At 65.3% G+C, this 23825-nt stretch carries 19 protein-coding genes; 5 read left to right on the forward strand and 14 right to left on the reverse strand.

Going from position 1 to position 23825, the window contains the following annotated elements:
- The first annotated feature begins 56 nt into the window (after nt 1–56).
- On the forward strand, nt 57–473 hold the full coding sequence (locus G6N43_RS22100) for a group III truncated hemoglobin (RefSeq protein ID WP_083150383.1): 417 nt from the start codon (nt 57–59) through the stop codon (nt 471–473).
- A gap of 9 nt (nt 474–482) precedes the next feature.
- Here G6N43_RS22100 and narI read toward each other — a convergent pair whose 3' ends face one another.
- The 6 genes from narI to G6N43_RS22130 form a co-directional block, all read right to left on the reverse strand.
- Nucleotides 483–1217, reverse strand: a complete 735-nt coding sequence (gene narI / locus G6N43_RS22105; protein WP_083150382.1) for a respiratory nitrate reductase subunit gamma — start codon at nt 1215–1217, stop codon at nt 483–485.
- A 2-nt stretch (nt 1218–1219) separates the two neighbouring features.
- Nucleotides 1220–1855, reverse strand: a complete 636-nt coding sequence (gene narJ / locus G6N43_RS22110; RefSeq protein WP_179967910.1) for a nitrate reductase molybdenum cofactor assembly chaperone — start codon at nt 1853–1855, stop codon at nt 1220–1222.
- On the reverse strand, nt 1852–3498 hold the full coding sequence (gene narH, locus G6N43_RS22115) for a nitrate reductase subunit beta (protein WP_083150381.1): 1647 nt from the start codon (nt 3496–3498) through the stop codon (nt 1852–1854). The genes narJ and narH overlap by 4 nt, the downstream gene beginning before the upstream one ends.
- Nucleotides 3495–7181 (reverse strand): nitrate reductase subunit alpha, encoded by a 3687-nt coding sequence (locus G6N43_RS22120; protein ID WP_083150380.1) that lies wholly within the window; start codon nt 7179–7181, stop codon nt 3495–3497. Before G6N43_RS22120 ends, narH begins: the two co-directional genes overlap by 4 nt.
- A complete protein-coding gene (locus tag G6N43_RS22125) occupies nt 7178–8404 on the reverse strand; it encodes a nitrate/nitrite transporter (RefSeq protein WP_083150379.1) in 1227 nt (408 codons plus the stop codon). Before G6N43_RS22125 ends, G6N43_RS22120 begins: the two co-directional genes overlap by 4 nt.
- Nucleotides 8405–8539: 135 nt before the next feature.
- Complete coding sequence (locus G6N43_RS22130) at nt 8540–9928, reverse strand: MFS transporter (RefSeq protein WP_083150378.1); 1389 nt, start codon at nt 9926–9928, stop codon at nt 8540–8542.
- Nucleotides 9929–10148: 220 nt separating this feature from the next.
- On the opposite strand from G6N43_RS22130, the gene G6N43_RS22135 reads away from it, so the two are divergent.
- Together G6N43_RS22135 and G6N43_RS22140 are read left to right on the forward strand one after the other, a co-directional pair.
- Nucleotides 10149–12437 (forward strand): carbon starvation CstA family protein, encoded by a 2289-nt coding sequence (locus G6N43_RS22135; protein WP_083150377.1) that lies wholly within the window; start codon nt 10149–10151, stop codon nt 12435–12437.
- Nucleotides 12437–12574, forward strand: coding sequence for a CstA-like transporter-associated (seleno)protein (locus tag G6N43_RS22140; protein ID WP_234810048.1), 138 nt, complete (start codon nt 12437–12439; stop codon nt 12572–12574). Before G6N43_RS22135 ends, G6N43_RS22140 begins: the two co-directional genes overlap by 1 nt.
- A gap of 3 nt (nt 12575–12577) precedes the next feature.
- On the opposite strand, the gene G6N43_RS22145 is transcribed toward G6N43_RS22140, so the two are convergent.
- Nucleotides 12578–13162 (reverse strand): carboxymuconolactone decarboxylase family protein, encoded by a 585-nt coding sequence (locus G6N43_RS22145; RefSeq protein WP_083150375.1) that lies wholly within the window; start codon nt 13160–13162, stop codon nt 12578–12580.
- 106 nt (nt 13163–13268) lie between these two features.
- On the opposite strand from G6N43_RS22145, the gene G6N43_RS22150 reads away from it, so the two are divergent.
- Nucleotides 13269–14564 (forward strand): amidohydrolase family protein, encoded by a 1296-nt coding sequence (locus G6N43_RS22150; protein WP_083150374.1) that lies wholly within the window; start codon nt 13269–13271, stop codon nt 14562–14564.
- Nucleotides 14565–14573: 9 nt separating this feature from the next.
- Here G6N43_RS22150 and G6N43_RS22155 read toward each other — a convergent pair whose 3' ends face one another.
- Both G6N43_RS22155 and G6N43_RS22160 read right to left on the reverse strand, forming a co-directional pair.
- Nucleotides 14574–15794 carry a cytochrome P450 gene (locus G6N43_RS22155; RefSeq protein ID WP_083150447.1) on the reverse strand — a complete coding sequence of 407 codons (1221 nt, stop codon included), beginning with the start codon at nt 15792–15794 and terminating at the stop codon, nt 14574–14576.
- 29 nt (nt 15795–15823) lie between these two features.
- Nucleotides 15824–16858, reverse strand: a complete 1035-nt coding sequence (locus G6N43_RS22160) for an LLM class F420-dependent oxidoreductase (protein WP_083150373.1) — start codon at nt 16856–16858, stop codon at nt 15824–15826.
- Between the two features lie 86 nt (nt 16859–16944).
- Here G6N43_RS22160 and G6N43_RS22165 point away from each other — a divergent pair, with 86 nt between their 5' ends.
- The gene (locus G6N43_RS22165; RefSeq protein WP_083150372.1) at nt 16945–18441 is read left to right on the forward strand and encodes an acyl-CoA carboxylase subunit beta; all 1497 of its coding nucleotides are present in this window, start codon (nt 16945–16947) and stop codon (nt 18439–18441) included.
- Nucleotides 18442–18495: 54 nt separating this feature from the next.
- Here the strand turns inward: G6N43_RS22165 and G6N43_RS22170 are convergent, their stop codons facing one another.
- The 5 genes from G6N43_RS22170 to G6N43_RS22190 all read right to left on the reverse strand — a co-directional run bounded on the left by G6N43_RS22170 (nt 18496) and on the right by G6N43_RS22190 (nt 23800).
- Nucleotides 18496–19566, reverse strand: a complete 1071-nt coding sequence (locus G6N43_RS22170; protein ID WP_083150371.1) for a TIGR03857 family LLM class F420-dependent oxidoreductase — start codon at nt 19564–19566, stop codon at nt 18496–18498.
- The gene (locus G6N43_RS22175; RefSeq protein ID WP_083150370.1) at nt 19563–19937 is read right to left on the reverse strand and encodes an ester cyclase; all 375 of its coding nucleotides are present in this window, start codon (nt 19935–19937) and stop codon (nt 19563–19565) included. The genes G6N43_RS22170 and G6N43_RS22175 overlap by 4 nt, the downstream gene beginning before the upstream one ends.
- Nucleotides 19934–20989, reverse strand: coding sequence for a phosphotransferase (locus G6N43_RS22180; protein ID WP_083150369.1), 1056 nt, complete (start codon nt 20987–20989; stop codon nt 19934–19936). The genes G6N43_RS22175 and G6N43_RS22180 overlap by 4 nt, the downstream gene beginning before the upstream one ends.
- An 82-nt stretch (nt 20990–21071) precedes the next feature.
- Nucleotides 21072–22178: an alpha/beta hydrolase family protein gene (locus tag G6N43_RS22185; RefSeq protein ID WP_083150368.1), complete on the reverse strand. Its 1107-nt coding sequence runs from the start codon at nt 22176–22178 to the stop codon at nt 21072–21074.
- Nucleotides 22175–23800, reverse strand: a complete 1626-nt coding sequence (locus tag G6N43_RS22190) for a flavin-containing monooxygenase (protein WP_083150367.1) — start codon at nt 23798–23800, stop codon at nt 22175–22177. Before G6N43_RS22190 ends, G6N43_RS22185 begins: the two co-directional genes overlap by 4 nt.
- Between the last annotated feature and the right edge of the window lie 25 nt (nt 23801–23825).

Below are 23825 nucleotides of genomic sequence, written 5' to 3' on the forward strand. Positions count from 1 at the left end.
TCCTCGGCATACGCTAGAGTTTATACAACTGCTCTTGTAAAAACCAAGGGGTTGTGATGAGTGAAGCGGCCCGTGACCTGAGCGATCGCGATGACGTCGACGTGCTGTTGCGACGCTTCTACGGTCGAGTGTTCGTAGACGACGTGCTTGCCGAGCCGTTCAGCGAGTTGCGCGCACAGGGACTGGAGTCACATATCCCGGTGATGTGCGATTTCTGGGAGACGGTCCTGTTCCGCGCCGGACGCTACCGTGGCAACGCGTTGGTGGTTCATCGGCAACTCGATAGTCGACATCCGTTGTACGCCAAGCACTTCGCGCGCTGGCTGGCGATCTGGGAGGCCACCGTCGACGAGATGTACGAGGGTCCGGCGGCGGAGCGGGCGAAGCTTCAGGCCGGCCGAATCGCCAGGGCCATGCACCGCCGTCTGAGAGGGGCCGACGCGGGCGACGTCGACGCGGTGGCCGTCGGCTGACCGCCCGATTCACCAACCGGGGCGCCGCGGATGCGAGCCCACCATCTCGGCCCCCTTGCCGGCGGACACCTCACGGCTGCGGTACACGATGTAGGGCCGGAACAGGTAGCCGATCGGCGCGCTGAACACGTGCACCAACCGGGTGAACGGCCAGATGCAGAACAGCACGAGCGCAATCATCACGTGGATGTGGAAGTACAACGGCGCCTGCACCATCAGATCACCTCGCGGCTGCAGCACCCAGATCGAGCGGAACCACGGTGAGACCGTCTCCCGGTAGTCGTGCTCGGCACCCTCCGGCGTCGCGCCGATCAGCGTGCAGCTGAACCCGGCGATGATCGCCAGCACCAGAACGAGGTACATCACCTTGTCATTGACGGTGGTCGCCATGAACACCGGGCCCGTCGTCCGGCGGCGATAAATGAGCAGTGCGATTCCGGTCAGGGTCGCGATTCCCGCGATCCCGCCGAGAATCACCGCTTGCAGGTGGTACACGTGGTCGCTCATGATCGCGTTGGTCCACGACTCGGGGATCACCAATCCGATGATGTGGCCCACGATGACGACCAGCATTCCGAAGTGGAACAGCGGGCTGCCGATCCGCAGCAGCCGCGACTCATATAGCTGGGACGACCGCGTGGTCCAGCCGAACTTGTCGTACCGGTAGCGCCACCAGGTGCCGACGATGACGATCGCGAGCGTCACGTACGGCACCACGTCCCAGAAGATCTCCCACCCGGACATCGTCAACGGCCCCCTTCCACCCGGCGGGGCGGCACAGTCAACTGAAACGGTTGCAGACCAACCGCTTCGGAGGGCGGCCCGGCGTGCAGCAGTCGTCGCGCGTCGTGTTCGCCGACGGCGGGCAACGTCGAACTCACCGCGGTGACGGTGGGCGCGTACGGCGAGCCGGCATCGACGAGCGCCTGTCGCAGCACATCGATCGGGACGCGGTGGTCGACGAGCAGACGTCGTCCACCATGTGGGTCGACTGCCGCGGCGAACTCCAGCACGACCGGAAGGTGATCCGGCGCTTCGCCTTTCGGAGGCTGGACGCCGGCGGCACGGTAGGTCTGTGCGAAAGACAGCATCTGCGCACCGCGGTTGCGGGTATCCCCCGCGGTCCAGTAGGTCAACAGCATCGTCGAACGCCGTTTCAGGTCGAACGTCTCGACGTAATGGGTTGCCGCCCGCGTGAGCCTCCAACCACGCAACACCTCGACCGTCTCGCCCAGCAGCGTCGCCGGTCGGCCGGTGATGTGGTCCCGCAGCCGGTCGACGGTGTCGAGTCGACGGTCCTGCTGCTCGTCGGGGTAGGCCAACAACAGTGACGCCGCCTGCCACACCAGGCGGTCCTGCAGATCACGGTCGCGCCGTTTCACGACTTCCCGCCCGGAAACATTCCCGACGGCACTCCCCTACCGTCCCAGTTGAGCAGGTTCACCCGCGACGGGTTCTCGGAATTCGCCGCCATGCCCTCGTTACTCTGCCGGTGTTTCAACGCATGGAACGTCTCCACCGCCACCGGGACCGGCCCACCGCTGGCCTCGCCGAACGGGCCGGATTCGTACATCCCGGGTCCGCCCTCGAACGACAACGAGCAGTCGGTCTCCTCCAGCCGCCTGCCCTCGGCGACATAGGCCGTCGGAATGACGTAGCGCTCCTCGTATTTCGCCAGGGCGAGCAGCCGGTACATCGCGTAGATCTGCTCTTCGGTCATCCCGACCGCCGCCGGGATGTGCGGCTGAGTCTCACGGCCGAGGTTCACGTCGCGCATGTACGAACGCATCGCCGCCAACCGCCGCAGTACGCTCTCCACGGTGCCGGTGTCCCCTGCGGTGAACAGTCCAGCCAGGTACTCCATCGGGATTCGCAGCGCATCCAGCGCACCGAACAGGTTGCCGACATCCTCCCCGTCGTGGCCGTCACGGCTGACCGCGTCGACGATCGGCGATAACGGCGGGATGTACCACACCATCGGCACCGTCCGGAATTCCGGATGCAGCGGCAGCGCAACCTGATACGTGTTGATCAGCGCATACACCGGCGACCGTTGGGCGGCCTCGATCCATTCGTCGGAGATACCCTCGGCCCGCGCACCCGCGATGACCTGTGGATCGGTGGGGTCGAGCAGAATCCGGCGCTGCGCCTCGTACAGATCCTTCTCGTCTTCCACCGATGCCGCCTCGAGCACGCGGTCGACGTCGTAGAGCACCAGGCCCAGATAACGTAACCGGCCGACGCAGGTTTCGGAACAGACAGTGGGCAGCCCGACCTCGATGCGCGGGTAGCACAGCGTGCACTTCTCGGCCTTCCCCGTCTTGTGGTTGAAGTACACCTTCTTGTAGGGGCAGCCGGACACACACATCCGCCAGCCGCGACAGCGATCCTGGTCGACCAGCACGATGCCGTCCTCGCTGCGCTTGTACATCGCGCCGGAGGGACACGACGCCACACACGAGGGATTCAGGCAGTGCTCGCAGATCCGCGGCAGGTAGAACATGAACGTCTGCTCCAGCTGCAGCTTCACCTCTTCGCTGACCTTCGCCAAAACCGGGTCACCGGGCACGATTTCGGGTGAGCCGGCGAGATCGTCATCCCAGTTGGCCGACCAGGACACCTTCATCGGCTTGCCGCTGATCAGGCTGCGCGGCGGCGCGACCGGCATCTGATCCCCGAGCGGCGCGGAGGTCAGGTTCTCGTAGTCATACGTCCACGGTTCGTAGTAGTCGTCGATGGACGGCAGCTTGGGGTTGGCGAAGATCCGGAACAACTTCGACAGCCGGCCCCCGTCGCGCAATCGCAGCCGACCCCGGCCGTCCAGACGCCATCCCCCGTGCCAGCGCTCCTGATCCTCATAGGTGCGCGGATATCCCTGGCCCGGACGGGTTTCGACGTTGTTGAACCACACATACTCGGTGCCCGACCTGTTGGTCCACGCCTGCTTGCAGGTCACCGAGCAGGTATGGCAGCCGATGCATTTGTCGAGGTTCATCACCATCGCCATCTGCGCCATGACTCTCACCGGTACTTCACCTCCTGGGAGCGACGGCGCACCACCGTCACCTCGTCACGCTGGTTACCAGTCGGACCGAGGTAGTTGAACGCGAAGGAATGCTGCGCATAGCCGCCGGCGAGATGGCTGGGTTTGATCAGCAGCCTGGTCAGCGAATTGTGAATCCCGCCGCGGGTTCCGGTGGTCTCGGTGAGCGGCACATCGATCGTGCGCTCCATGGCGTGGTATACGAAAACCACGCCGTCGGGCATTCGGTGACTGACCGCCGCGCGGCACACCACCACACCGTTGCGGTTGACGGCCTCGACCCAATCATTGTCGTTGACCTGGATTTTCGCTGCGTCCGCCGGACTCATCCACATGACGGGCCCACCGCGGGACAACGACAGCATGAACAGGTTGTCCTGATACTCGGAGTGGATGGACCACTTCGAATGCGGGGTCAGGTAGCGCACCGTCAGTCCGATGCCGTCGGCAGTGCCGACCGCGGGTTCACCGAACAGCCGCGACATGTCCAACGGCGGCCGGTAGATCGGCAGTTGTTCGCCCAGTTCTTCCAGCCAGTCGTGGTCGACGTAGAAATGCATCCGACCGGTCAGGGTGTGGAACGGTTTGAGTTCCTCGATGTTCACCGTGAACGGGGCGTAGCGGCGGCCACCGGTCTCGCTGCCCGACCACTCCGGACTGGTGATCACCGGCACCGGCCGCGCCTGCGTGTCGGCGTAGGTGATGCGGCGTTCCTCGCTGCCCTCGGCCAGGTGCACCAGTTTGCGGCCGGTCCGTCGCTCCAACTCGCGGAACCCCTCGACGGCGAGCCTGCCGTTGGATGTACCCGACAGCGCAAGAATCACATCGGCCATCCGCTCCGCGGATGTCATGGCCGGACGACCCTGCGCCGCACCGGAGTCCATCACCCCGAACTTGGCTGCCAGTTCACTCACTTCGGCATTCGGATGGGTGGTGACACCTTTGGTGGTGACGCCCAAGCTGTCGACGAGCGGCCCCAGGGTCACCCACTTTTCGGCGATTGCCGCGTAATCGCGTTCCACCACCGCGATCGGTCCCATGGTCTTGCCCGGAATCGGGGTCTCCCCCATGACGCGCCAGTCATGCTCGGTACCGCCGGGATACGCCATCGCCCCAGGGGTGTCGTGCTGCAGCGTGCCGAGCACCACGTCGGTACGCGTGCCGAGGTGTTTGGCGGCCAGCGCGCTGAACGATCTGGCGATCGCCCCGAAAGCGTCGTAGTCCGAACGGGTTTCCCACGGCGGGTCGATGGCCGGGCTGAAGGCGTGGACGTAGGGATGCATGTCGGTGCTGGACAGGTCCGCCTTCTCGTACCAGGTCGCGGCGGGCAGCACCACATCCGATAGCAGCGTCGTCGACGTCATCCGGAAGTCGATCGACATCAACAGGTCGAGCTTGCCTTCTGGAATCTCGTCGGTGTACGTGACGTCGCGCGCCCGCAACTCGCCGGGCTGGGCCTGCACGTTGGAGGTGGTGCCGAGCAGATGGCGCAGGAAGTACTCGTTGCCCTTGCTCGACGAGCCGAGCAGGTTGGCCCGCCAAACATTCAGCACGCGTGGCCAGTTCGCCGGATCGTCGGGATCGGTGACGGCCAGCGTCAGCGCGCCGCTGGCGAGCTGTCCGGCCACATATTCCGGGATCTGCGACTTCTCGTAACCCGCGGCCAGCGCGTCGTCGGCGACGTCGAGGCTGGACCGGTCGAATTGGGGAAAGAACGGCGACCACCCCATCGCGGCCGCCGATGCCAGCACATCCATGGTGTGCTTCCCGGCGAAGCGGCCCCGCCCGAGTGGGCTGGCGAGCGTGTCGGCGCGATACCCGTCGTACCGCCACTGGTCGGTGTGCACGTACCAGTAGGACGTGCCCGCCATCTGCCGAGGCGGGCGCGACCAGTCGGTGCCCATCGCCAGCGTCGCCCACCCGGTGATCGGCCTGCACTTCTCCTGCCCGACGTAATGTGCCCAGCCGCCGCCGTTTCTGCCCATCGATCCGGTCAGCAGCAGCAGTGCCAGCACCGCGCGGTAGGTGGCGTCGCCGTGGAACCACTGACAGATGCCTGCGCCCATGATGATCATCGACCGGCCGTTGGTGTCTTCGGCGTTGCGCGCGAACTCCTTCGCCACCCGGATGGCCTGCGAGGCGGCGACTCCGGTGATCGATTCCTGCCAGGCCGGTGTGTACGGGACCCCCGCGTCGTCGTAGCCGGTGGGCCAGTCGCCCGGCAAGCCGTCCCGGGCCACCCCGTACTGCGCGAGCATCAGGTCGAACACGGTGCACACCAGGTGTTCGCCCACCCTGCGTACGGGCACGCCGCGCTCCAGGGTTTCACCGTGTCCGTCGACGGTGTCGAAGCGCGGCAACCGGATCAGCGCGGTCTCACCAATATCGGCCGCCACCGTCAGCGCGGGCACCAGGCCCTCGAGGTCGAGGTTCCACTGGCCGACACCGCCGTCCCCGAATCGGAAACCCAGCGAGCCCTGCGGCACGGCGACCGTTCCCGTCGCACCGTCCAGAATGGCCGGTTTGAACGCGGCATTCTCGACGTCCTGGCCGAGATCCGCGGCTGTCAGGTTCTTTCCGGGCACCAGCGCGCCATTCCGCTCCTCCAGCTTGACCAGGAACGGCAGGTCGGTGAACTTGCGCGCATAGTCCACGAAATACGGGACACGCTGGCGCACATAGTATTCGGTGAGGATGACGTGGCCCATCGCCATCGCCAACGCACCGTCGCTGCCCGCCGCGCAAGGCATCCACTCGTCGGCGAACTTCGTGTTGTCGGCGTAGTCGGGGCTCACGCTGACCACCTTGGTGCCGCGGTAGCGCACCTCGGCCATCCAGTGGGCATCCGGGGTGCGGGTGACGGGGACGTTGGAACCCCACATCATCAGATAGGCGGCGTCCCACCAGTCCCCGGACTCCGGCACGTCGGTCTGGTCGCCGAACACCTGCGGTGAGGCCACCGGCAGGTCGGCATACCAGTCGTAGAACGACGTCATCGCTCCACCGATCAGTTCGACGAACCGCGAGCCCGCCGCGTGGCTGACCATCGACATGGCCGGTATCGGCGAGAAACCGGCGACCCGGTCGGGCCCGTAGGTCTTGATGGTGTGCACATGGGCGGCGGCGATCATCTCCGTCGCCTCCGCCCACGTCACGCGCACCAGGCCGCCCTTGCCGCGGGCGCACTGGTATTGGCGACGGCGCTCGGGGTCGGCCTGGATGTCGGCCCACGCCAGCACCGGATCGCCGACCCGGGCCTTGGCTTCGCGATACATCTCCACCAGCACGCCGCGGGCATACGGGTAGCGCACCCGCGTCGGCGAGTAGGTGTACCAGGAGAATGCCGCGCCGCGTGGACAACCGCGGGGTTCGTACTCGGGCCGGTCGGCGCCGACCGACGGGTAGTCGGTTTCCTGGGTCTCCCAGGTGATGATGCCGTCCTTGACGTAGATCTTCCACGAGCACGATCCGGTGCAGTTGACCCCGTGGGTGGAGCGCACCACCTTGTCGTGGCTCCAGCGGTCGCGGTAGAAGACGTCGCCCTCGCGGCCACCGCGCCGTGTGACGGTGCGCAGGTCGTCGGAGAACTCGCCGGGTGTGAAGAACCGCCCGCTGCGTTCGAGTAGTTCTTCGATCGGCCCGCCGGTGCGCGGTGCCTTCGTCATGGCGGGTCCTTACTGCGTTGGGTTTCCGGCTCGTGCGCGTGCAATCGCAATGCCGTGTAGCCGAAGGCGATCGCCGCCGTGGCAACCAGGAGAAGCAGACCGACGGTGTAGTCGTTGTCGACCGAGTCGTAGCTCGCGCCCATCACCAGCGGCGGGAAGTAGCCGCCGAGCCCGCCCGCCGCGGCCACGATTCCGGTCACCGAGCCCAGCGACTGTGCGGGTGCCCGACGCGCGACCCATGCGAAGACGCCGCCGGTACCGATGCCGAGGAAGATCGCCAGCGTGATGAACGTGGCCGCCGACCACACGTCCGGCGGCGGTTGGAACACGGCGATGAACGCCATCACCGCGGTACCTGCGAAAGATGCCAGCACCACGTACTTGGGCGCGATCCGGTCGGCCAGCGCCCCGCCGACCGGGCGGGCCAGCACCGCGGCCAACGCGAACCCCGCCGTGCGCGCACCCGCGTCGACCGCACTGAAGCCGTAGATCGTCTTGATGTACGTGGGCAGATAGTTGCTGAACGCTACGAAACCGCCGAAAACGACCGCGTAGAGGAACGACATCTCCCACGTGACCGGAAGTTTCGCGGCGACGATCAGCTTGGGCACCACCCGGTCGGTGTTCGGGGTGAAACTCGGAGAATTGCGCATCACCAGCGCACACGCCACCGCGGTCAGCGCCAGCGCGACCGCGACGATGACATGGGTGGTGAAGAGGCCGAACCACCGCACGAACCGCGGGGTGAAGAACGCCGACAGCGCCGTACCGACCATCCCCATGCCGAAGACCCCGGTCGCGAAGCCACGGCGCGAGGCTTCATACCAGCTGTTGGCGAACGGGATGCCGACCGCGAAGATCGTCCCCGCGATGCCGAGGAAGAAGCCGCATACCAGCAGGAACGGGTACGACCCCGCCGTGCCCGCAGCCCCCACCGCCAGGACCGGCACGATGGATGCCGCGGACACCGCGATGAACATGGTCCGTCCGCCGTAGCGATCGGTGAGCGATCCGATGACGATGCGTCCCAGCGATCCGACCAGGATCGGCGTGGCCACCAGCATCGACGCCTCGGTACTGCTCAGCGACAGGTCGCCGGCGTAGGTGGTCGAAAGCGGCCCGATCATGTTCCAGGCCCAGAAGTTGATGGCCGACACCCACGTCGCCAGTACCAGATTCACGCTTCTGCTGGTGCTGGTGTCCGGCGTCGTCGCCGTGCTCACGTCCCTAGAAAACCACTCGGCGGCTGGCGCGGTGTGGCTTTCGCGGAAACTGTTGCCGCCGAAGCAGAACCATGATCACAACGGGTGAACGCGCACCACTCGCGACTGAGGCAACCCTGACTGCTTTGCTGACAGCTACGGTGTGATGACGGTATTCGGATCTGGCTCGGCCACGGAATCCAGCGAGGCGTCCTTGGTTTCATGCATGATCAGAATCGCGATGAGGCTGAGCGTCGCCGCCACGAAGAGATACAGGCCTACCCAGCCGACACCGTAGGACGTCGCCAGCCAGGTGGCGATGAACGGCGCAACCGCGGCGCCGAGGATACTCGCGACGTTGTAGGAGATTCCGGAGCCGGTATAGCGCACATTGGTCGGAAACAGTTCAGGTAGAACCGCGCTCATCGGCCCGAAAGTGAAGCCCATCAACGTCATTCCGATGATCAAGAAGAGCAGCATGGTGCCCTTCGACGTGTCGCCGGAGCCGAGCATCGGGGCGAACAACCCGCCGTAGGCCATGATGCCGATGGTGACGACCAGCAGCGAGCGTCTGCGGCCGAAGCGGTCCGAGATCAAACCCGAAAGGGGCAGCGTCGCCGCAAAGAACAGCACCGCGATCAGCTGCAGTTGCAGGAAATCGACATAGCCGAACCCGAGTCCCCCACCATCCGGAGGCCGTTTTCCGGTGCCGAAGCTCAACGCCCAGGTGGTCACGATATAGAAGATCGTGTAAGTCGCCAGCATCACGAAGGTGCCGATGATCAGTTGACGCCAACTGGTCCGAAACACCTCGGTCAGTGGGGTTTTCACCTTTTCGCCGCGCTCGACGGCGCGGGTGAACACGGGCGTCTCGATGAGGCGCAACCGCACGTACAGGCCGATGGCCACCATCACCGCACTCAGCAGGAAGGGTATCCGCCAGGCCCATGTCAGAAATGCGCCGTCGAGATCGGGTTTCAGATTGCTGTGCCCGTGCCATAACAGCAGACCCACGAAAAGCCCGTTGGCCAGCAGGAATCCGATCGGCGCCCCGAGTTGCGGCCACATCGCGGCCCAACCGCGCTTACCGGGCTGCGCCGTCTCCGTCGCCAGCAGTGCCGCTCCGCTCCATTCGCCGCCGAGAGCCAAGCCCTGCGAGAAGCGCATGATCGCCAGCAGTGCCGGAGCAATCACGCCGACCTGGTGGTAGGTGGGCAGCAGGCCGATCACGAAGGTCGCGATTCCCATCACCAGCAGCGACGCGACCAAGGTCGCCTTGCGGCCGACCCGGTCGCCGAAATGCCCGAACAGGATCGACCCGACGGGGCGGGCCACGAAGGCGAGGCCGAACGTGGCCAGCGACGCCAGCAACGCCGTCGTCGAATCACCCTTGGGGAAGAACAGGTGCGGGAACACCGACACCGCGGCCGTGGCGTAGATGTAGAAGTCGTAGAACTCGATGGTGGTACCCACCATCGATGCGATCACGATGCGGCGGCGCGGAACCCCGCCGATCACATCGCCGTCCACGGTGTCTGAACTCATCTCCCGCCTCTCTAACGACCGTTTGGCAAACGCACATCATGCCAGCGCCCTTCGCAGTCTGCGGCTCGTCGCGCCGATATCCCCACAGATATCGTTCGCAAGCTGCCGATTTGCGACCGACTCGGTGCTTAGAATCGTCGAAGCGGGACCCCCTCTTCCAGTCGCCTGCGCGGCCGAAGGCCCGCTTCCGGCGCACCGTCTTCAGCGACGAGGAGGGACCGTGGCCACATCGACCACACCATCGGAGCGCATCACGGAGCGTGACGGCGACGTCACCTACATCCGCACCGACAAGGATCTGCCGCCGGTCGCAGTCATCGACCGTTCGCCGATCAGCGTCCGCCACCGCATCGTCTTCGGGATCATCGCGGTCCTGGGCGCCGTAGCATGGGCGATCATCGCGTTCGTCCGCGGTGAGACCGTCAACGCGGTGTGGTTCGTCATCGCCGCGATCTGTACGTACGTGATCGGCTTCCGGTTCTATGCGCGGCTGATCGAGATGAACGTCATCAAGCCTCGCGACGACAACGCCACTCCCGCCGAGATTTTCGAGAACGGCACCGACTACATGCCGACCGACCGGCGGGTGCTGTTCGGTCATCACTTCGCCGCGATCGCCGGCGCGGGCCCGCTCGTCGGCCCGGTGCTCGCGATGCAGATGGGCTACCTGCCCGGCACCATCTGGATCATCATCGGCGCGGTGTTCGCCGGCTGCGTGCAGGACTACATGGTGCTGTCGATCTCGACCCGACGGCGCGGCCGTTCGCTGGGCCAGATGGCGCGCGACGAACTCGGGGCGATCGGTGGTGCGGCCGCCATCGTCGGCGTCCTCGCCATCATGGTGATCCTGTTGGCGGTCCTCGCACTCGTCGTGGTCGGTGCGCTGGCCGAGAGCCCATGGGGCGTCTTCTCGATCGCGATGACGATCCCCATCGCCCTCTTCATGGGCCTCTACCTTCGATTCCTACGTCCCGGCCGGGTGTCCGAGGTGTCGCTCATCGGGGTCGTCCTGCTGCTGTTGGCGGTGGTCGCGGGTGGATGGGTGGCCCAAACCGGCTGGGGCACCGAGTGGTTCACGCTGTCGAAGGTGACGCTGTCCTGGTGCATCATCATCTACGGCCTGGCCGCTTCGGTGTTGCCGGTATGGCTGCTGCTTGCCCCACGCGACTACCTGTCGACGTTCATGAAGGTCGGCACCATCGCCCTGCTGGCGATCGGCATCCTGCTCGCTCGCCCGGTCATGGAGGCTCCGGCCATCTCCTCGTTCGCGAGCAGCGGCGCGGGTCCGGTGTTCGCCGGATCGCTGTTCCCGTTCCTGTTCATCACGATCGCGTGCGGTGCGCTGTCGGGCTTCCACGCGCTCATTTCATCGGGCACGACGCCGAAGCTTCTGGAGAAGGAAGGCCAGATGCGGTTGATCGGCTACGGCGGCATGCTCACCGAATCGTTCGTCGCCGTCATGGCGTTGGTCACCGCGGCCATCCTCAATCAACACCTGTACTTCACGATGAACGCCCCCGCCGCGCAGACCGGCGCCACCGCGCAGACCGCCGCCGAGTACGTCAACGGCCTAGGACTCTCGGGGGCACCGATCACAGCCGACGAGATCACCCAGGCCGCCAAGAGCGTCGGCGAGGATTCGATCGTGTCGCGCACGGGCGGCGCGCCGACATTGGCCTTCGGCATGTCGGAGGTGTTGCATTCGGTGTTCGGCGGCGCGAGCCTCAAGGCGTTCTGGTATCACTTCGCGATCATGTTCGAGGCGCTGTTCATCCTGACGACGGTCGACGCCGGCACGCGGGTGGCGCGCTTCATGCTGTCGGACGGCTTGAGCAACCTCGGCGGGCCGCTGCGCAAGCTCAAGGACCCGAGTTGGCGTGTCGGAGCGTGGGTTTGCAGCATCCTCGTCGTCGCGGGCTGGGGCTCCATCCTGATCATGGGCGTCACCGATCCGCTCGGCGGCATCAACACGCTGTTCCCGCTGTTCGGAATCGCCAACCAGCTGCTGGCAGCGATCGCGCTGACGGTCGTCACCGTGGTGGTGATCAAGAAGGGCTTGTACAAATGGGCATGGGTGCCCGGGGTTCCACTGCTGTGGGATCTCACGGTGACGCTGACGGCTTCCTGGCAGAAGATCTTCTCGGCCGACCCGAAACTCGGCTACTGGAAGCTGCACAGCATCTGTAGTGCCGCGCAGGAGGCGGGCAAGCTGTGTTCGACGGCGAAAACGCCTGGGGACATGGAGAAAATCGTCCGCAACACGTTCATCCAGGGTTCGCTGTCCATTCTGTTCGCGACGCTGGTGGTCATCGTCTTCGTCGCGGGCGTGATCATGGCACTGCGGGCGATCCGGGGTCGTGGTGCGCCGACGACAGAGGAAGAGCCGGTGCCGTCACGCATCTTCGCTCCGTCGGGAATGATTCCGACCAAGGTCGAGAGGGAGGTGCAGAAGCAATGGGACGCGTTGCCGAAATCGGCCGCCAAATCGGTTGGTACTGGGGCTCATTGATGGGTGACAACCACTACCGCCGCTACGTCGCCCATCGCACGCAGACACATCCCGGCGAGCGTGTGCTGTCCGAACGGGAGTACTGGCGGATGCGCCACGCGGCGACGGACTCCAATCCCAATCCGCGGTGCTGCTAGCGCCTACCCGGATGCGACGACGCCTGCGGAATCCCACGGCGCCAGAGTCGAACCCGACTCCGACCGGAATGCGTCGGGCACATCGTCGGTGACCTGCCATGTGGCCGCCAGCCGACCCATCCCCACCGCGTATGCGCAGTGCACGCCGAGTTCGACGAGCTCGTCCTCGCTGAAGTGCGTGCGCAGGTCGTCGTAGACGGCGTCGTCGATCGCCAGGTGATCGGTGGCGAACAAGTCCGCATAACGCAGCGCGCTGCGCTCGGCGTCGGTGAGATCGTCGGCCTCCGTCGGCTGCTGCAACGAGCACACCACATCCTCGGTGAGCCCGTCGTCGATGGCGCTCTGGTAGCGCACCGACATACAGCTGCGGCACTGGTTGTGGAAGGCGATCCGCAGTCGCACCAGTTCGACCAGCCGCGGCGAAAGCGTCCCGGTCGACGTGAGGGCTGCTCGCAACGCTCCGAGCGCGCCCGCCACCTCCGGGCGGTGGCCGAGAATCGACGCCACACCGAGGTTGATCCGATCGCCCTGACCGAGGTCGTCCACCGGGATCGAAGCGAAGGCTGCGGAAGGTGCAATTCGGGACATCGGGACCTCACATCGCCGTAGGTTGGGGCTGAGAACCACCGTAACGCGGTTGCCGTGCGAGCTAAACTGTTGCCCATACGGTAAGCAACTACAAAAGGGGTGCGCCGTGAACAAGGACGACATGATCCTGATCAGCGTCGACGACCACATCGTCGAGCCTCCCGACATGTTCCGTAACCACCTTCCGAAGAAGTATCTGGACGAGGCGCCGCGACTGGTGCACAACCCGGACGGGTCGGACACCTGGCAGTTCCGCGACGTCGTCATCCCGAACGTCGCGTTGAATGCCGTGGCGGGCAGGCCGAAGGATGAGTACGGCCTGGAGCCGCAGGGACTGGATGAGATTCGCCCAGGTTGCTGGCAGGTCGACGAGCGGGTCAAGGACATGAACGCCGGCGGCATCCTCGGGTCGATCTGCTTCCCCACCTTCCCCGGCTTCGCGGGTCGGTTGTTCGCCACGGAGGATCCCGAGTTCAGCCTGGCGCTGTTACAGGCCTACAACGATTGGCACGTCGAGGAGTGGTGCGGCGCCTACCCCGCGCGGTTCATCCCGATGACGCTGCCGGTGATCTGGGACGCCGAAGCATGCGCCAAGGAGATCCGGCGCAACGCGGCGCGCGGTGTGCATGCACTGACGTTCACCGAGAACCCCGCCGCGATGGGCTACCCGTCCTTCCACGACGACTACTGGATGCCGGTATGGGAGGCACTGGTCGACACCGACACGGTGATGAACGTGCACATCGGCTCGTCGGGGAAGCTGGCCATCACCGCCCCCGACGCGCCGATGGACGTGATGATCACGCTGCAGCCGATGAACATCGTCCAAGCGGCCGCGGATCTGTTGTGGTCCAAGCCCATCAAGAAATATCCCGACCTGAAGATCGCGCTCTCCGAGGGGGGCACCGGCTGGATCCCCTACTTCCTCGAACGCGCGGATCGTACGTATGAGATGCACTCGACGTGGACGGGCCAGGACTTCAAGGGCAAGCTGCCTTCCGAGGTGTTCCGCGAGCACTTCCTGACGTGCTTCATCTCTGACCCGGTCGGAGTGGCGATGCGCAACCAGATCGGCGTCGAGAACATCTGCTGGGAAGCCGACTACCCGCACAGCGATTCGATGTGGCCCGGCGCCCCTGAGCAACTCGATGAGGTGCTGAAGGCCAACAACGTGCCCGACGACGAGATCAACAAGATGACCTACGAGAACGCCATGCGGTGGTACCACTGGGACCCGTTCACCCACATCACCCGCGAGCAGGCGACCGTCGGCGCGCTACGCAAGGCGGCCGAAGGCCACGACGTCTCCATTCAGGCGCTGTCTCACCACAAGAAGGACAAGAGTCTCGGCGCGTCGACGCTGCAGGACCAGCTGAACAGGGCCACCGCGAGCCAGAAGTGAGCGCTCAGATCACCGCAGCGAGTAGCGGATCGGCAGGTGCTTGGGCCCGCCGACGAAGACCGTCGCCATGTACTCCGCATCGCCGGTGAGTTCGATCGAGTCCAGCCGAGGTATCAGCTCGGAGAAGAAGCTGTTGACCTCCATCCGGGCCAGGGCCGCGCCCAGGCAGAAGTGCACGCCGTAGCCGAATGCGTTGTGTTTGTTGGGGTCGCGTCCCACGTTGAACTTGAACGGCTCGTCGAAGACGTCTTCGTCACGGTTCGACGATACGTACGACAGCAGCACGGACTCCCCCGCCGCGATCGGTACGCCGCGGACCTCGGTGTCCTGCTGCGCCGTACGCATGAACTCCTTCACCGGTGTGACCCATCGGATCATCTCCTCAGTCGCCAGCGGCATGAGATCCATGTTGGCGCGCAACCGCTCCCGTTGGTCGGGGTGCTCGATGAGCGCGTGCAGACCGCCGGAGATCACGGCGCTGGTGGTGTCATGTCCGGCCGTGGCGATGATGAGGTAGTACGACACGGTGTCGATGTCGGACAGCGGTTCGCCGCCGATCGTTGCGTTGGCGATGGCGGAGGCCAGATCCTCGGTGGGCGAGGCGCGCCGCGCGGCGGTCAAATCGTTGAAATAGGCGAACATCTCGAGCAGCACGTCCATGGACTCCTCGATGGACGCACTGCGCTGCATCTCTTCGTCGTCGCTCCCGAACAGCTCCTGTGTGTACTTCAGCATCTGCGGGAAGTCGGATTCGGGGATGCCGAGCATCGACATGATCACGTACAGCGGATAGTTCACGGCGACCTCCTGAACGAAGTCGCACTCCGGTCCCGCTGTGACCATCTGATCGACGTAACGCCTTGCGAGCTCTTCGATGCGGAGCTTGAGCGCACGCATGGCTTTCGGGCGGAACCAGTCGGCCCCAATCGCACGGATCGCACGGTGCTCCGGATCGTCGTGATGAATCAAGGTTTTGACACCGATTGCAGCCTGCTGATCATCACCCGCCAGAGTGGTCAACACCGGGCGGGGCGAGTTGGTGAAGATGTCGTTGGCGCGTTCGATCGCCATGATGTCGGCGTGTTTCGTGATCGCCCAAAAGGGGCGGTAATTGGGTACCTCGACCCAGGACACCGGCGCGTTGGCGCGCAGATGGGTCAGCGCCGCATGCAAAGCCTTCTCATCGGTGTAGGACTTGGGATCTGCGAACACCTTTGCCGCTTCGTCCATGATCCGGGTAGCCATTACCGGTTCCTCCGCTATGTGGTCGGCTCGCGCAGCTCTTGCAATACGGCCGAGATGGTCGATTCCGAAATCGTGCTCGGGAAGCCCACCATGACGCGGTCGATCAAGCCGTCGCACCGATCGCGAATCTTGGCCGCCAGCTTGTCGTTCGGAGCGACCACCGCGAACGTGTCGAGAATCTCGTCGTCGATGAGCGCGCCCATACCGTCCCAGTCGCCCTTCAGCGACAACGCGTGCAGTTCGTCGTGCAGCGCACCCCAGCCGTGCAGATCGAGCACCTTCTTGTAGGCGGGCGTCGAACCGTAGAACGCGATCTGCTTGCGGGTGCCGACGGCCGCGGCGTTCAGCTCGGATTCGTCGTTTCCCGTGACGACGAACAGCGGGCACGACACCTGAAAGTCGCTGCGCCGCCTCCCCGATCGGCTCATCCCCCGCAGCAGCGCGGGCGTGGTCACCTCTTCGAAGTAGCGCTTGGTCGTGAAGGCGTGCGCGAGGACTCCGTCGGCCACCTCGCCCGTCATCTCCGTCATCGCCTCACCCACGGCGGCGATGAACACCTTCGGGATGCCGTAGTCATGCGGCTCCGGAGTGAACATCGGCGTCATGAGCTTGTGGGTGTAGAAGTCCCCCTCGAACCGCAGCTTCGTCCCGTCGTGCCAGCACGCCCAGATCTCCCGCAGCGCGAGCACGAACTCGCGCATCCGGTCCACCGGGCGGCTCCACGGCATGCTGAAGCGCTTCTCGATGTGCGGTCGGATCTGCGAGCCAAGCCCCAGGTTCAGCCGGCCCTTCGAGTACTCCTGCAGATCCCAGCCGACGTTGGCGACGGTCATCGGGGTTCGGGCGAAAGCCACCGCGATGCTGGTGCCCAGCTCGATGGTCTCGGTGTGTTCGGCGGCCAATGTCAGCGGCAGGAACGGGTCGTGGCTGACCTCCGCCGTCCAGCAGCCGTCATAGCCGCGACGTTCCAGGGTCACCGCGGCGTCGACCACCGCATGGAGTTGGCTGAACACGCCGCCGTCGACCTTGAGGCCGGCGCCACTTCCCATGCCCGCCGACGCTACAGTAAGCAATTCAGTATGGTCAACGTGAACATGCCGGTGCGACGATCGCCTTTCAACGACAGGAAGAGCGCATGACGAACGAGCAGGGCTGGAAGGAGACGCTCGAAGACCTCGAGCTTCGGCGTGAGCGTTCGCGAGCCATGGGCGGCACGGAGCGGTTGGCCAAGCATCGCGGCAAGGGCAAGCTCGACGCCCGGGCGCGCCTCGACCACCTCCTCGACAAGGGCAGCTTCCGGGAGTTCGGCACCCTGGTGGGCGGTGATATCGCGGCCGACGGGATCGTCGCCGGTTCCGGGCTCATCAACGGATCGCCGGTGATGGTCGGCGCGGAGGACTTCACCACGCTGGCGGGCAGTATCGGCCCTGGCGGAAACGCGAAGCGCTACCGGCTCGCGGAGTTGGCACTGCGAGACCGGATTCCGCTCGTGATGCTGCTCGAGGGCGCCGGCTTCCGGCCCAGCGGCGAACACTACGGGCGCACCCCCACCGATCTGCTGGCCCAGGCGCAGTGCTCCGGCAAGGTGCCGATGGTCGGCGGTCTGCTCGGCCCGTCGGCGGGCCACGGTGCGCTGGTGGCGCCGGTGTGCGACTGGACCATCATGAGCAACCAGGGCGCGATCTTCACCGCCGGACCGCCGGTCGTGAAAGAGTCGACGGGCGAAGAGATTTCGAAGGAAGACCTGGGCGGGCCGTCAGTCGCGCTCGCCAGCGGGGTGATCCACAACCTGGCCGAGGACGACGAGGCGGTCCTCGACGATATCCGCCGCTACCTGTCGTACTTCCCGCCGAGCGCATGGTCGTATCCCGCGTCGCTGCCCGCGGACGAAGCGAGCGAGCCGCGCCTGACACCCGAGCTGCTCGACCTCGTGCCGCGCGGCAACCGGCGCGTCTACGACATGCGCGCCGTACTCGACGTGGTATTCGACGACCGGGGCTGGTTCGAGGTGCAGCCGAAGTTCGGCCGGGCGATGATCTGCGCGCTGGCCCATCTCGGCGGCCACCCCGTCGCAGTCGTCGCCAATCAGCCCAAGGTGCTGGCCGGCTCGATCGACGCCGACGCCGCCGACAAGGCAGCGCATTTCATCAATGTCGCCGACTCATTCCATCTGCCGATCGTGTTCCTCGCCGACAATCCGGGCATGCTGCCGGGCAGCCGATCCGAGAAGACCGGGGTGCTGCGCAGCGGCGCCCGGATGTTCGCGGCGCAGACCGCGGCCACCACGATCAAGCTGCACGTGACGCTCCGTAAGGCCTACGGTTTCGGGTCGATGGTGATGTCGCTGCTCGGCTTCGACAATCAGAGCGCGACGTTTGCGTATCCGGGCGCCACGATGGGTGCGATGAGCGCCGCCGCGCTGACGAAGGCCTCGCACGCCGGCGAGGACCTGGAGGCCAAGCTGCGCAAGGCCGAGGTCGATGCGTCGTTCCGGTCGGCAGGCCATCTCGGCTTCGACGACCTCATCAGCCCTGAGGAGACGCGCAACGCGCTGCTGTCGGCGCTGCAGCGCGCGATCTACAGCAGGCAGGCGGCCGCAGAACCGGTGAGCCGCACCGTCATCACGCCCTAATTCCAGCGATTTGTGTGCGTTTAGGAGCGGTAGGCGCTCCCGAACGCACACAAATCACAGCCGTGCGCGGTACTCCACGACGATCGGTTCGAGTTCGTCGGGCGTGCAGCCGTGCATGATCACCGCATCGGCGCCATAGTCGAACTCCTTACGGATGCGGTCGACACATTGGCGGGCCGATCCGGTCGCCGACGGCTCCAGCCACTCATCGGGGATGAGCGTGGCGATGTGCTCGATCTGCTCGGCGGTGGCCTTGTGATCGATGCCCCCGCCGACGGACTGGACCACCGGGTCGTCCCGGAAGCGTTGCAGCACTGACGGATCCCAGCCGTTGGTATTGACGAGCAGGTCGCCATAGCCCTGAAGATACGTCGCCAGCCGTGCCACCGTCTTCTTCAGCCGCAGCTCCTCGGGCAGATGGTCACCGACCGTCGCGAAGCACGACCAGACCTTGACGTCGTCGGGGTTGCGCCCCGCCTTCTCGGCGGCGTCCTTCACGGTCTTGACGGCGCGCTGCAGGGTTTCGGGCGTGAAGTAGGTGTGCAGGATGACGTCGTCGAACTCGCGCCCACCGAGCGCCAACGTCTGCGGTCCGAACGCCACGATCGCCAATCGGATGTCCTCGTTGAAGTCCGGGTCGAGGAACAGCAACTGGTATTTCCCAATTGGCCCGTCATGGTTGAAGATCAGCTCGCCGTGCCAGAGCCGTCGCATCACCTGGGCGAAGTCCTCCATCTGGGCGGTCGTCACCGCCGGAACTCCGAACGCCGCGTACATCGCGGCCACGCCGCGGCCGATTCCGAGCGTGAAGCGGCCTTTCGACAGCCGATGCATCGTGGTCGCGTACGAACCGGTGATCAGGGGGTGACGGGTGTTGTGATTCGTTGCGGCGGTGGCGATCTGCAACCGGTTGGTGACCGCCAGCGCAGCGCCGGTCAACGACGACGCCTCTTTGACGTTCCAGCGTTCGGAAATGAACCCGGTTCCGAAGCCGAGTTCCTCACCGCGGCGAGCCTCGTCCATGAGCCCAGCCGGCCCCTCACCGCCCGCGCCGGCAAGTAGGTAGAAGCCGAGTTCATCCAGCACCCGTTCAGTAGCCGCCGGCTGAGCCGGTGATTCAGTCATTGCCAGACTCCTTGTTTGTAGCCGCAATTCCATACTTCGACGATCCGGCCGTCGACCACTCGGAAGATCTCCATGCTGCCGACGTCGACCTTGGTGCCGTCTTTCATCACCATCGGCGACTGGTAGACGATCGCCACGTGTTCACCGTCATCGCCCGCAACCACCAGATTGAGGTCGAAGCGAATCGTCTCGAACATCTGCCAATGGTCGACGATGCGTGCCACCGCCTGCTCATGGGTCAGCGTCGTCGATTCACCGACGTCATGACGAATCACCGTGTCGCCCATCAACTCCTCGGCAAGATCGAAGTTGCGCTCGTTCCAGACGACGAGGTTGTACAGCTCCACCACCTCGCGGGCCGAACGGGTCATGCGAACACCTCCAGCGCATTGATCTCGTCGATGGCGGCGAGCGCGCGATCGACGAGCGCGAGGCAGAGCCGGCGCGACCGCTCGGGCACGACTTCCCAGGTCAGCAGCGCGACGATCGGCATCAGTGTCAGGTACACCGCCGCGATCCGGTAATCGCGCCACGCGACGTCGAATTCGTAATCGACTCCGTGACCGGCCAGGTGGCCTAGATACTCACGGAGTAAGGCCTCGTCCTGGCCGGTGCGCGTCTCGATGGGTAAACCTTGCGTGACCAGATACGCCAGATCCGCGACGCCGGACCCACGGGCCGCGAACTGGAAGTCCACCACCTTGACTGCGTCGCCGTCGAAGAACAGGTTGTCGGCCCGGATATCACCGTGAATCAGCATGTCGTGTTCGGTCAACGCGGAAAAGGCAGCCGGTGCACGATCCGAGAAGTGCTCGAAGAACCCCGCCAGCTCTTGCGGCACCGCTTTGTCGCTCTTCTCGAGGTACATCTGCCATCCGTAGCCGAAGGCCGGCACCATGGCCTCGCGGATCATCGGATTGTCCATACTCGGAAAATGCTCCAGCGCAGCCTTGTTGGCAGACTGGCAGGACCACGCGTGCAGTCCGGCCAACGACTCGAGACACGTTCGCGCACGCTCCATCGACAGCCCCGCCAGATGGTCGGCGTTGTCCCAGCCGGCAAGATCCTCGAGCAGCAGCACGAAGTCGACGCCGTTGTCGTCGATCCGCGCGACGTGCACCTTCGGCGTCTTCATGGGCGCCCGACCCGCAATGTCGCGGTAGAAGGCGACCTCCCTGCGATAGCCGCCCATCAGATCCATCGCACCGCGGGCCTCGGACACCGCAGGCAGTTTCGCGATCAACGTCGACGGGACACCATCACCGGTGAGATGCAGCCGGTACAGCAGCGACGAGAACCCGCTGTCCTGCGCGATCTGCTCGGCGCGCACGCCGGTCACCTCGCGCCCAAGCGCACTGGTCAGCCATTGCGGAGTCAGGCCGTCGACACCGTCGGGAACCAGCGTCGTGCCAGCACTCACCATTGAGTTCCTCCGCACCTCAATCGACGCAACGTTTGACGCAACGCACCTAACATAGTTGCCTTCGCGACCGGTTCATTCGCGACTACGGCTCGCTGATTCCACGCAGAAACCGCTCCGATGCACGCTGCACGCCGCCGGCGAACAGATGCCCGACATGGCTGCCCGGATGCCAGTACAGCTCGCCGCCCCACCGTTCGTGCAGTTGCTGGGCGGGTTCACGCATCGCCATCCTGTCGTGCCAGGCGCCCACGATGAGACGGTTCGCCGGAGGGGGCGTCGGCTCGACGTCCAGATGGTCGACGACGGACGCCACGGCTGCCACGTTGTCGGAGCGCAGCAGCTCGATGGTCTCCTGCACCGACGGTCCCCACCTGCCGAGGTGCTGGGCGATCATTCCGTTGAGCCCGAAGATCGGCGTGTAAACCGCTACGCCGTCGACCTTTTCGAGGTGCGCCACCAGCGCCGCCACCGGACTGCCCATCGACACGCCCGACACCGCGATCGCGGTGGACTGCGGCCGCAGCCATCGGATCACCGCGCGGACCTCCGACACCACCCGCATCATGCCCGCGACGTTGTTCAGTGGATCCATGTTGGGATACGTGGGCCACGCGTTACGACGGGCACCGTGGCCGGGCTGCACCGGCAACGCGATGTTGAACCCCAGCTCCTCCTGGAGCCGACGGGCCCGCGAGAACAGCAGATCGATCGGTTGACCCTGGCCTGCGCCGTGCACCCACACCAGCCAGGGGCGCTTATCGTCGCCGACGCGGCAGACGTGCACCAGCGCCGTCGCGGGACCACCCAGACCCTCAACCGCCAGCGACTGAGGCAACTGCGGATCGTGGTCGAATCTCACCTGTTCATAGGCCAGTCGCCCGATCCGACGCCGTCGAACGGACTTGACCCGCAACGGTTCCGGCTCCGCGTTGGCCTCGGCCACGGTCAGTCCCGACAGCTCGTTCGCCGTGGCCGCACAGGCGTCAATCGTCCGTTCGAGTTTCGGCGGCGGAGCGGTCAAGGTCATGCCGGACAAGGCGAGTTCGTCGAGCACCACCTCACCGAATTGACGCGCGCCGCGCTGCGACACCGGCCTCCAGTCACCGGACCCTGCAACGGCGGCATGCGCCCTCGGTACCACGCCGACAAAATCCCGCCCGATGATCCGGGCGCGCTCGGCTGGCCTCATGCGAGCTTGAAACCGGTGTAGCCCGCGTCGGCGATCTCGTTGCAACGCCGCCGGTACTCGGGAATCCCCGCCGTGTAGCCCATGTACATCCGTTTCTTCCCAGGGACGTTGCCGCCGTTGTACCAGGAGTTGCACGACGGATCGACCAACACGGTGGGCGCCACGAGTTCGGTGGTGTGCTCGATCCATTCCCGCTGCGCGTCCGGCAGTGCCTCGATGGTGCGGTATCCCTTGTCTCGCAGGTACCCGATACAGTCGCCGATCCACTCCACATGCTGCTCGAGTGCGGCCACGAAATTCGTTGCCGCCGAAGGGCTTCCTGGCGCCTGCACGATGAAAAGATTCGGGAAACCCGCGACCGCGATCCCCAGATAGGTGTACGGGCCTTCCGATGTCCAGAAGTCGCCCAACAACATTCCGTCCCGGCCGTGGACATTGATTCGGGACAGCGCGCCCGTCATCGCATCGAAGCCGGTCGCGTAGATGATCACGTCGAGGTCGTAGTGGCCCTGCTCGGTACGGATGCCCGTCGGCGTGATCTCGACGATCGGCCCCTTGCGAAGGTCGACCAACGTCACGTTGTCGCGATTGAACGTCTCGTAGTAACCCTGGTCGATGATCGGCCGCTTGCACCCGAACGGATGGCTCGGCGTCAGCGATGCCGCCGTCTCCGGATCCTTCACGATGCGGGCGACAGCCTCCCCGTACAGCTTCGCGGCCATCCGGTTGGCCTCGATATCGAAGAACACGTCGCCCCAGCTGAGCGCACCCAGCACCCCGCCCTCTTCGATCGCGCGCAGCTGGTCCTGTCGCGACGCCGACTTCAGCGGCGGCTTCGACATCATCTCGAACATCACCGAGAACGCACTCAGCCGAGCGGCCCCGACCGCGTGATCGCGCTGTGCGGCGCGGATTTCGGCGTAGTTCGCCTTCAGTTCGTCGAGCTCGCCGTCGTCGAATGCGCGCACTTCCCACGGCAACGTGTACGCCGGCGAGCGCTGGAACACGGTGAGGTGCTCGACCTGTTGCGCCACCACCGGGATCAGCTGCACGCCGGTGGACCCGGTGCCGATGACGCCGACACGCTTACCCGACAGGTCGAACCCTTCCTTCGGCCAGCGCGCGGTGAACAACGATGCGCCGGTGAAGCTCTCCATCCCTGGAAAGTCGGGATCGATGGGCACCGACAGGATGCCGGAGGCGGCGACGACGTACGACGCGACGAACGTCTCGCCTGATTGGGTCTGGATCGCCCACTCGGCGGCATCTTCGTCAAAGGTCATCGCGACGACCTTGGTGTTGAACCGGATGTCGCGGCGGAGGTCCAGTTTGTCCGCGACGAAGTTCAGGTACGCCTCGATCTCCGGCTGGGCCGGCATGGTCTCCGTCCACACCCACTCCTGCTGGATCTCGTCGGAGAAGCTGTAGGAGTACTCGATGCTCTCGATGTCGCAGCGCGCGCCGGGATACCGATTGAACAGCCAGGTTCCGCCGACGCCCTCGGCCGACTCGAGCGCGACCGTGCGGACACCCCGCTCACGCAGCAGGTGCAGCGCGTACAGACCGGAGAATCCCGCTCCGATGACGATCGCATCGAATCGGGCAGGGCTGGGCGTGGTCACGGGTCGGCACCTCGTCTTCGCTCCG

The organism is Mycolicibacterium moriokaense, from assembly GCF_010726085.1.
In the GTDB taxonomy this organism is placed as follows: domain Bacteria; phylum Actinomycetota; class Actinomycetes; order Mycobacteriales; family Mycobacteriaceae; genus Mycobacterium; species Mycobacterium moriokaense.

Bases quoted from the DNA above. Each gene is read 5' to 3' on its own strand.
- G6N43_RS22185 (WP_083150368.1), bottom strand. From the start codon at position 22,178: ATGAGGCCAGCCGAGCGCGCCCGGATCATCGGGCGGGATTTTGTCGGC.
- G6N43_RS22130 (WP_083150378.1), bottom strand. From the start codon at position 9,928: ATGAGTTCAGACACCGTGGACGGCGATGTGATCGGCGGGGTTCCGCGC.
- G6N43_RS22165 (WP_083150372.1), top strand. From the start codon at position 16,945: ATGACGAACGAGCAGGGCTGGAAGGAGACGCTCGAAGACCTCGAGCTT.
- G6N43_RS22145 (WP_083150375.1), bottom strand. From the start codon at position 13,162: ATGTCCCGAATTGCACCTTCCGCAGCCTTCGCTTCGATCCCGGTGGAC.
- G6N43_RS22140 (WP_234810048.1), top strand. From the start codon at position 12,437: ATGGGTGACAACCACTACCGCCGCTACGTCGCCCATCGCACGCAGACA.
- G6N43_RS22180 (WP_083150369.1), bottom strand. From the start codon at position 20,989: ATGGTGAGTGCTGGCACGACGCTGGTTCCCGACGGTGTCGACGGCCTG.
- G6N43_RS22120 (WP_083150380.1), bottom strand. From the start codon at position 7,181: ATGACGAAGGCACCGCGCACCGGCGGGCCGATCGAAGAACTACTCGAA.
- G6N43_RS22175 (WP_083150370.1), bottom strand. From the start codon at position 19,937: ATGACCCGTTCGGCCCGCGAGGTGGTGGAGCTGTACAACCTCGTCGTC.
- narI (WP_083150382.1), bottom strand. From the start codon at position 1,217: ATGTCCGGGTGGGAGATCTTCTGGGACGTGGTGCCGTACGTGACGCTC.
- G6N43_RS22170 (WP_083150371.1), bottom strand. From the start codon at position 19,566: ATGACTGAATCACCGGCTCAGCCGGCGGCTACTGAACGGGTGCTGGAT.
- G6N43_RS22160 (WP_083150373.1), bottom strand. From the start codon at position 16,858: ATGGGAAGTGGCGCCGGCCTCAAGGTCGACGGCGGCGTGTTCAGCCAA.
- G6N43_RS22155 (WP_083150447.1), bottom strand. From the start codon at position 15,794: ATGGACGAAGCGGCAAAGGTGTTCGCAGATCCCAAGTCCTACACCGAT.
- G6N43_RS22100 (WP_083150383.1), top strand. From the start codon at position 57: ATGAGTGAAGCGGCCCGTGACCTGAGCGATCGCGATGACGTCGACGTG.